The organism is Streptomyces sp. SID11385 (assembly GCF_010548245.1).
Classification (GTDB): domain Bacteria; phylum Actinomycetota; class Actinomycetes; order Streptomycetales; family Streptomycetaceae; genus Streptomyces.
Genome location: NZ_JAAGLR010000221.1, coordinates 1 through 6,954 on the forward strand (window position 1 = coordinate 1; position 6,954 = coordinate 6,954).

Sequence of the window (6,954 nt, forward strand, 5' to 3'; positions counted from 1 at the left end):
CCTCCGCGTCGGCGTCGTCGTCGCCCAGCGCCTCGGCGTCCGGCACGACGCCGAGCCCCGGCGTCTCGGCCTCGGTGTCCCCGGCGGCGAGCGCGAGCGAGGCGGGGTCGCCGCTCCCGACCCGTACCGAAGTGCGGAAGCCGCCCACGGCGGGGCCGTCCGAGCAGCGCCCGCCCGAGGGCGTGACGGCGGCGGTGCTGCGACGGGGCGACAGCGGCCCGGAGGTCACGGAACTGGAGGCGCGGCTGCGGGCCGTCGGCATCTACCCGGGGCGCGAGGACGGCCGCTTCGACCGGACCCTCCAGTACGCGCTGACGACGTACCAGGTGACCCGCGGGGCCTCGGACGAGCACGGGGTCTACGGGGCCGACACGCGGACGAAGCTGGAGGGGGAGACGCCGCAGCTCGGGTAACGGCGGCGAGGCTCCGGACCGCCGGGCCGCGGCCGCGAGGTCAGCCGAGCCGGACCCGTACGCCGTCCGCCGTGCCCTCGATCCGTACCGCGCGCAGGTCCGTGACGTGGTGGTCAGGCGCGTACGCCGCGGCGCGGGGGCCGATGCCGAGGACGGTGGCCCCGGCGGCGCGTCCCGCCGCGATACCGGCGGCGGAGTCCTCCAGGACGAGGCAGTCGGCGGGGTCCACGCCGAGCGCGGCGGCGCCCTTGAGGAAGCCCTCGGGGTCCGGCTTGCTCGCGCCGACGTCCTCGGCGGTGACCCGTACGGCGGGGAGCGCGAGCCCGGCGGCCGTGAGCCGGGCGGTGGCGAGGGGGACGTCGGCGGAGGTGACGAGGGCGTGCGGGTACGGGGCGAGCGCGGCGAGGAGCGCGGCGGCGCCGGGGATCTCGACGACGCCCTCGGTGTCGCGGGTCTCCTCGGCGAGCATGGCCTCGTTCTCGGCGAGGTTGATCTCGACGGGGCGTTCGGGGAGCAGCGCGGCCATCGTCGCGTACCCCTGCCGTCCGTGCGCGACCCGCAGGACCTGCTCGGGATCGAGCCCGTGGCGCAGGGCCCAGCCGCGCCAGACGCGCTCGACGACGGCGTCGGAGTTGACGAGGGTGCCGTCCATGTCGATGAGCAGGGCCTTGACGTGCACCTCGGTAGGCGGCATGTCACACCTCACGGGCGGGGGGAACACGGGCGGAGAACAAGAGTGGTCCCGCCCACAGGTCAGGGTTTGCGGGCGGAACCACTTTGTTCGCCCACGATACAAAACGGGTCCGGGCGGCGCCACACCACCCCCCGGCTCAGGCGACGGCCTCGACGAGGCTGAGCGCGCCGAGGACGAGCATCACGAGCACGGCGGCCTTCGTGACGAGCCCGAGCGGCACCTTCCGTATGAGCCCGCGCCCGCCGAGCACGACGAGCGCGCCGACCGCCCACAGCGCGGCGACGGCACCGACCCCGACGGAGAGCGGCTGACCGGCGTAGCTGGCGGCGAGGTTCGCGGTCACGATCTGCGTGAGGTCGCCGAACTCGGCGGCGAGGATGAAGGAGAACCCGGCCCCCGCCACCGGCCAGAAGCTCTGCCCGCCGGGCTCGCGCGCCTTGGCGACGGCGGCCTCGTCGGGCGGCCGCTGGAGCAGCAGGAACGCGGCCCCCGCGAGGAAGAGCACCCCGGTGAGCGCGCGCAGCAGCCGCGTGGGCAGCAGCGTCAGCACACTGCCCGCCGCGATGGCGAGGACGACATGGAGCAGGAAGGCGGCGGCCATCCCGGCGTAGACGTACGAGGCGCGGTACCGCGTGCCGAGCACGAGCCCGGCAAGCGCCGTCTTGTCCGGCAACTCGGCGAGCACGACCACCCCGAACACCAGCGCGGCCACCCCGACATCGAACACGTTCCCGCCTTCCGCGACACCCTCCGCCCGTCCGGACCGGAGCGGGGCCGCCCACCACCCGGCACCCGGCCCCGAAGGTACCGGTCATGGGGAGCGGGAGCGTAGTGGCGAGGGGATGGGAGGCGAGGGTCGGCGTGCGGCTCGCCTCAGTCCGAGCCTCTCGCCTCAGTCCGTGCCGCTCGCCTCGGTGGGCGTCGCTCGCCTCAGTCCGTGTCGGTCGCCGCGAGCACCGCGAGTTCGCGTCCGTCCGGGCTCACGGCGGCGAAGCCGATGTCCCAGGCGACCATCCGGAACCACTTCGTGACGCCCGCGAACCCGTACCAGGCGCGCCCGGACGCGATCTCCTCGACGTGCGCGGGCTCCGCGTCGCCCGGCGCCCCCGCGAGCGCGGCGAAGGAGCGCCAGGCGGCGAGCCGCCCGTAGGCGCCGTACTCCCCTGTGTTGTACGCGCCGCCGTGCGCGGCGGCCGCGAAGAGCACGGCCCACACCTGTTCGGGCGTGGGGCGGGTGAGCGCGAGCGGGCGGCGGGTCTTCGCTGTGGTGAGCGAAGCGAGCCCGAGGCCGCGCAGGAGGAGGGGCACGGCGGCCTCGGCGACAGGTGCGGAGAGTTCCCAGCGCCCGCTCACGTACGTGCCGTTGGACTCGGCGCACCAGTTGCGGACCGCCGCGCCGGCGTCGGCGCGGAAGGCGTCGTCGGTCCGCTCCGTCGCGAGCGGCGGACGGCTGTCGGGCCGGGCCGGGGCCACGGAGGCACCGGGGCGCGGATCGGGCAGTGAACGGGAGCTGCCACGCGGGGAGTTGGACGCGAGAGCCGGGCGCCTCTCGACGGTGAGCAGCTTCAGCGGGAGCCGGCGGAGCGGATGGTGACGCCAGTGCGAGGACCGAGCCCAACGGTCGAGGGCGGGGACCTCGCCCGTCAACGTACCCCGTAGGACCAGCTCGTGGACGAGGCATGCGCGCAGCTCCTCCGGCGCGTGCGCGCGAGCGCCCCCGGCGAAGACCGCCCCGAGGTCCGCCGGCGGCTGGGCCTCGGCGAGGAGGGCCGCCGCGAGGCGGGGATACGGGGGCGTCGTCCCGTTCGTCGCGGCGACGAGCCGTACCGCCTCCTCGACGTGCTCGCGCCCCGGGGTGAGGCAGAGCAGACGGAGGAGGTGGCCGAAGACGTTCCGGTGCTGCCACGCGTCGGCGCCGCTCCCGGCCAGCGCCACCCCGAGGTCGCCGAGGAAGCGGGCCTCGCCCGCGGCCAGGGCGCGTTCGGCCATGCCGCCCACGTCGGCCACGCTCTCCCGGTTGCCCAGCCCGCGCAGGACCGCCGCCACTCGCTCGTTCATGCCGGGAGCGTACGAGGAGCGGACAGACGGCGGCCCGCGGATTTCCCGGCGGCGGGACGCTCACGACGGACCGCGTCCCGCGCGCCATGCCCCCCCGACGCCCCCGCCGCAACCAACTCCCGTACCCCCGCACCAACCCCCCACACCTCCCCCGCCCCGCGCGCGACATCCGCACGCCCGCGCACGACCGACGGGTGCTCACCACTCTTGTAGTGACGTGCGCATGACGTCACGCTGTTACCTGGCGACCACCCCACGGAAACCCCGGGCCGCCAGCCTGAAGACGGACCCACCCCCACACCGAGGAGTCAACGTGCCCTCACGCCAGGACAGTCCGGCCGGTCTCTACGCGCGTCACGAGCGCCCGGCGCCCCGCCGTTCCCGTCGACTGCTGGGTGGGCTCGGCGCTCTGACCGCCGCGCTCACCACCGTCTCCGTCCTCGCGGGTCCGGCCGCGCAGGCCGCTCCGCCGACCCCCATCGCCGCCTCCACGGCCCGGAGTTACCTCTCGGAGCTGACGGTCGCCTCGCCGGGCTCCATGAGCGGGTACAGCCGCGACAAGTTCCCGCACTGGATCACGCAGTCCGGCAGTTGCGACACCCGCGAGGTCGTGCTGAAACGTGACGGCACGAACGTCGCCCAGAACTCCAGCTGTTCGGCGACCTCGGGCACCTGGAAGTCCCCGTACGACGGCGCCACCTGGACGGCCGCCTCCGACGTGGACATCGACCACGTCGTCCCGCTCGCCGAAGCGTGGCGCTCGGGCGCGAGTTCCTGGACCACCGCGCAGCGCCAGGCGCTCGCCAACGACCTCACGCGCCCCCAGCTCGTCGCCGTCACGGACAACGTCAACCAGTCTAAGGGCGACAAGGACCCCGCCACCTGGATGCCCCCGCTCGCCTCGTACGACTGCGTGTACGCCCGCATGTGGGTCCAGGTGAAGCACTACTACGACCTCGACGTCGACTCGGCGGAGAAGAGCGCGCTCCAAGGAGTGCTGAACGGCTGCTGAGGGCGAGGCCGCGCGAGGGCGCACGGGGGGCCGCGCGAAGAATCGTCCCGCCACCGCCCGGCGCCCCGCCGACCTCCCCGCCCCGGGAACCGTCCCCTCCCCGCCCCCGGAACCGGCTCCACCCGGGAACCGTCCCCTCCCCGTCCGCCGTTCTCCCTAGTGGTTCCGTTCGAGCGGCACACGTCCTGTTCGAGAGGCACGCGTTCCGTTCGGGCGACCGGGTAGGCGGCGGGGCGCGGGGCGAGGACGAGCGTGGAGGGCGGGCGGGGATGGCGAAGCTGCTGCTGGGACCGGTGCTGCGGTACGTGGACGCGAGGTCGGCGACCGTCTGGGCGGAGACGGACGAGCCGTGCACGGTACGGGTGCGCGGGGCGGCTCCCCCGGAGGGCGCGGGAGGCGGTACGGCCGAGGGGCACGCCGCGCCTGCCCCCGCGTCCTTCTCCGGCGAGGCCGCCACCTTCCGCGTGGCCGGGCACCACTACGCCCTCGTCGTGCTCGACGGGCTGCCGCCCGGTGCCGCGTTGCCGTACGAGGTGACGGTCGAGGCGGACGGCGGCGGGGGCGAGGCACGCGTGTGGCCCGAGGAGGGTTCCGCGTTCCCGCCGTCCGAGATCCGCACGCCGAGCGAGGACCCCGCGGCGCCCGTCCGGGTCTCCTTCGGTTCCTGTCGCTGGGCCGCGCCACCGGCCGAGGAGAAGGACCCGGTGGGCCCCGACGCCCTCGACACCCTCGCGCGGCGGCTCGCCGGGGAGCCCGCGAGCGAGCGTCCCGGGCTGCTCGTCCTGCTCGGCGACCAGGTGTACGCCGACGAGGTCTCCCCGGCCACGCGGGAGTGGATGGGGCGGCGGCGCGACCTGGACCGCCCGCCCGGGGCGCAGGTCGCCGACTACGCCGAGTACACCCGGCTCTACGCCGAGTCCTGGGGCGATCCGGAGATCCGCTGGCTGCTCTCGACGGTGCCGAGCGTCATGATCTTCGACGATCACGACGTCATAGACGACTGGAACACGAGCGACACGTGGCTCGCGGAGATGCGGGCGACGGATTGGTGGCGCGAACGCATACTCAGCGGACTCATGTCGTACTGGGTCCATCAGCACCTCGGCAACCTCTCCCCCGCCGATCTCGCCGCCGACCCGCTCCTCGCCGCGATCCGCGCGGCGCCCGGCCGCGACGGCACCGAGGCGCTGCGCGCCTTCGCCGAGCGCGCCGACGCCGACCCCGCCGCCGTGCGCTGGAGCTACCGGCGCGATCTCGGCCGTACCCGGCTCGTCATGATCGACTCGCGGGCCGCGCGGGTCCTGGCGGAGGACCGGCGCGCGATGCTCGACCCGGAGGAGGAGGACTGGCTGGGCGCGCAGGTCCGCGAGGACCGGGGCGCGTACGACCATCTCCTGCTCGGCACCTCGCTGCCCTGGCTCCTCCCGCACCTCATCCACGACCTGGAGAGCTGGGACTCGGCGCTGTGCGGCGGGGAACGGGGCGCGCGCTGGGCCGGGCGCGGCGAGTACCTGCGGCGCGCGGCCGACCTGGAGCACTGGGCCGCCTTCCCCCGCTCGTTCGGCGCGCTCGCGGACCTGATCGCGGAGGTACGGGAGGGCCCGGAGGCGCCCGCGACGGTGAGTGTCCTCTCTGGCGACGTGCACCACGCCTACGTCGCCGAGGCCCGCTGGCCGCGCGAGGGCGCCGCGGGGTGGCCGCGCGAGGACGAGGCGGTGCCGGGCAGCCCGGTGTACCAGCTCACGTGCTCGCCCGTGCACAACTCGGTGCCCCTCGCGATGCGCTTCGGGTTCCGTTTCGGCTGGACGGGCGCGGGGCGCGCGCTCGGCGGGCTCTTCGCGCGGCACGGGCGCGTACGGCGGCCCGCCGTGCGCTGGCGGCGCGACGGCGGGCCGTGGTTCGGCAATCAGCTCATGACACTCGACCTGCGCGGCCGGACGGCCGAACTGACCTTGGAGAAGGCGGTGGTACGGGGTGGACGCGCCGCCCTGCGGGAGGTGACGCGCACCCGGCTGCACCGCGCGTGAGGACGGCCCCCGCTCACCGCCCGCCGAAGGGTACGGAGACGCAGGCGGCCCGTTCGGCCGCTCCGGCCGCGTCGTGGATAACGATCGACCGGGCCCCGCCGGGGCGGAAGCGCCAGGGACGCGTGGCGGTCGCGGTGCCGTCGCCGAGGGCGTCGGCGGTGAAGTCGAGTGCGACCTCGTCGCGGGGGCCGGCGTGGGCCGGGCCGGTCGAGGACCGCGCGGGGTGCTCCTCGTGCTGGTAGTGCCCGCCGGCGGCGGCCGGGTCGGCTCCGCAGACACCGGTGTGCACGTGCGCCCCGTAGCGGTGGCCCGCCTTGAGGCCGGTGACCCGCAGCGTCACGCGGGTGCCGTCGCCGTCCGTGCGCTGCTCGACGCGGACGCCCGCGCCGGCCGGGACGAGCGAGGGCTTGTAGGTGAGGGCCTTCGGGAGGTCCGCGGCGGGCACGAGCGCTTTCGGCACGGTGGAGAAGCGGGAGCCGAGGAGCAGCCGGTAGACCCCGGCCGGGTGCTCTCCGGGGGCGGAGGCTGCCGCCCCCTCCTCCTTGACGGTCGTCCCGTAGCCGTGGGCGGGCGCGGGTTCCGTGACCGGGGCGAGCGGGACGACCGGCGCGACGGGGTCCGTGTCGGCGGGCGCGGTCCCGGCCCGTACCTCCCCGGTCCCCGCCCCTGCCCCCGCCGTCCCGGCCCGTACCCCCGTCACCGCGGGCCGTACCGAGGTGGTGGCGGCCGGGCGCGGCAGCGGGCGCAGCG

Annotated in this window: 7 protein-coding genes; 3 read left to right on the forward strand and 4 right to left on the reverse strand. The window is 75.7% G+C overall.

The features are described 5' to 3' along the window. The first annotated feature begins 131 nt into the window (after positions 1–131). Positions 132–413, forward strand: coding sequence for a peptidoglycan-binding protein (locus G3I42_RS37415; RefSeq protein ID WP_343244471.1), 282 nt, complete (start codon positions 132–134; stop codon positions 411–413). 40 nt (positions 414–453) lie between these two features. Here G3I42_RS37415 and G3I42_RS06800 read toward each other — a convergent pair whose 3' ends face one another. From G3I42_RS06800 to G3I42_RS06810, 3 genes are all read right to left on the reverse strand, one after another. Continuing rightward, positions 454–1,107 (reverse strand): HAD-IA family hydrolase, encoded by a 654-nt coding sequence (locus tag G3I42_RS06800; RefSeq protein ID WP_164283328.1) that lies wholly within the window; start codon positions 1,105–1,107, stop codon positions 454–456. A 136-nt stretch (positions 1,108–1,243) separates the two neighbouring features. Next, positions 1,244–1,834 (reverse strand): TMEM165/GDT1 family protein, encoded by a 591-nt coding sequence (locus G3I42_RS06805; protein WP_164283330.1) that lies wholly within the window; start codon positions 1,832–1,834, stop codon positions 1,244–1,246. 203 nt (positions 1,835–2,037) lie between these two features. Then, the gene (locus tag G3I42_RS06810; protein ID WP_164283332.1) at positions 2,038–3,165 is read right to left on the reverse strand and encodes a DUF6183 family protein; all 1,128 of its coding nucleotides are present in this window, start codon (positions 3,163–3,165) and stop codon (positions 2,038–2,040) included. Positions 3,166–3,574: 409 nt separating this feature from the next. Between G3I42_RS06810 and G3I42_RS06815 the strand changes: the two genes are divergently transcribed. After that, the gene (locus tag G3I42_RS06815) at positions 3,575–4,177 is read left to right on the forward strand and encodes an HNH endonuclease family protein (protein WP_203606461.1); all 603 of its coding nucleotides are present in this window, start codon (positions 3,575–3,577) and stop codon (positions 4,175–4,177) included. 269 nt (positions 4,178–4,446) lie between these two features. Further along, positions 4,447–6,204, forward strand: a complete 1,758-nt coding sequence (locus tag G3I42_RS06820; RefSeq protein ID WP_164283334.1) for an alkaline phosphatase D family protein — start codon at positions 4,447–4,449, stop codon at positions 6,202–6,204. A gap of 13 nt (positions 6,205–6,217) precedes the next feature. Here G3I42_RS06820 and G3I42_RS06825 read toward each other — a convergent pair. Further along, positions 6,218–6,954: superoxide dismutase family protein (locus tag G3I42_RS06825; RefSeq protein WP_343244472.1), on the reverse strand; the 737-nt coding region annotated here is incomplete at its 5' end.

Coding starts and splice junctions, on each gene's coding strand:
- G3I42_RS06820 (WP_164283334.1), top strand. CDS start 4,447: ATGGCGAAGCTGCTGCTGGGACCGGTGCTGCGGTACGTGGACGCGAGG.
- G3I42_RS06800 (WP_164283328.1), bottom strand. CDS start 1,107: ATGCCGCCTACCGAGGTGCACGTCAAGGCCCTGCTCATCGACATGGAC.
- G3I42_RS06810 (WP_164283332.1), bottom strand. CDS start 3,165: ATGAACGAGCGAGTGGCGGCGGTCCTGCGCGGGCTGGGCAACCGGGAG.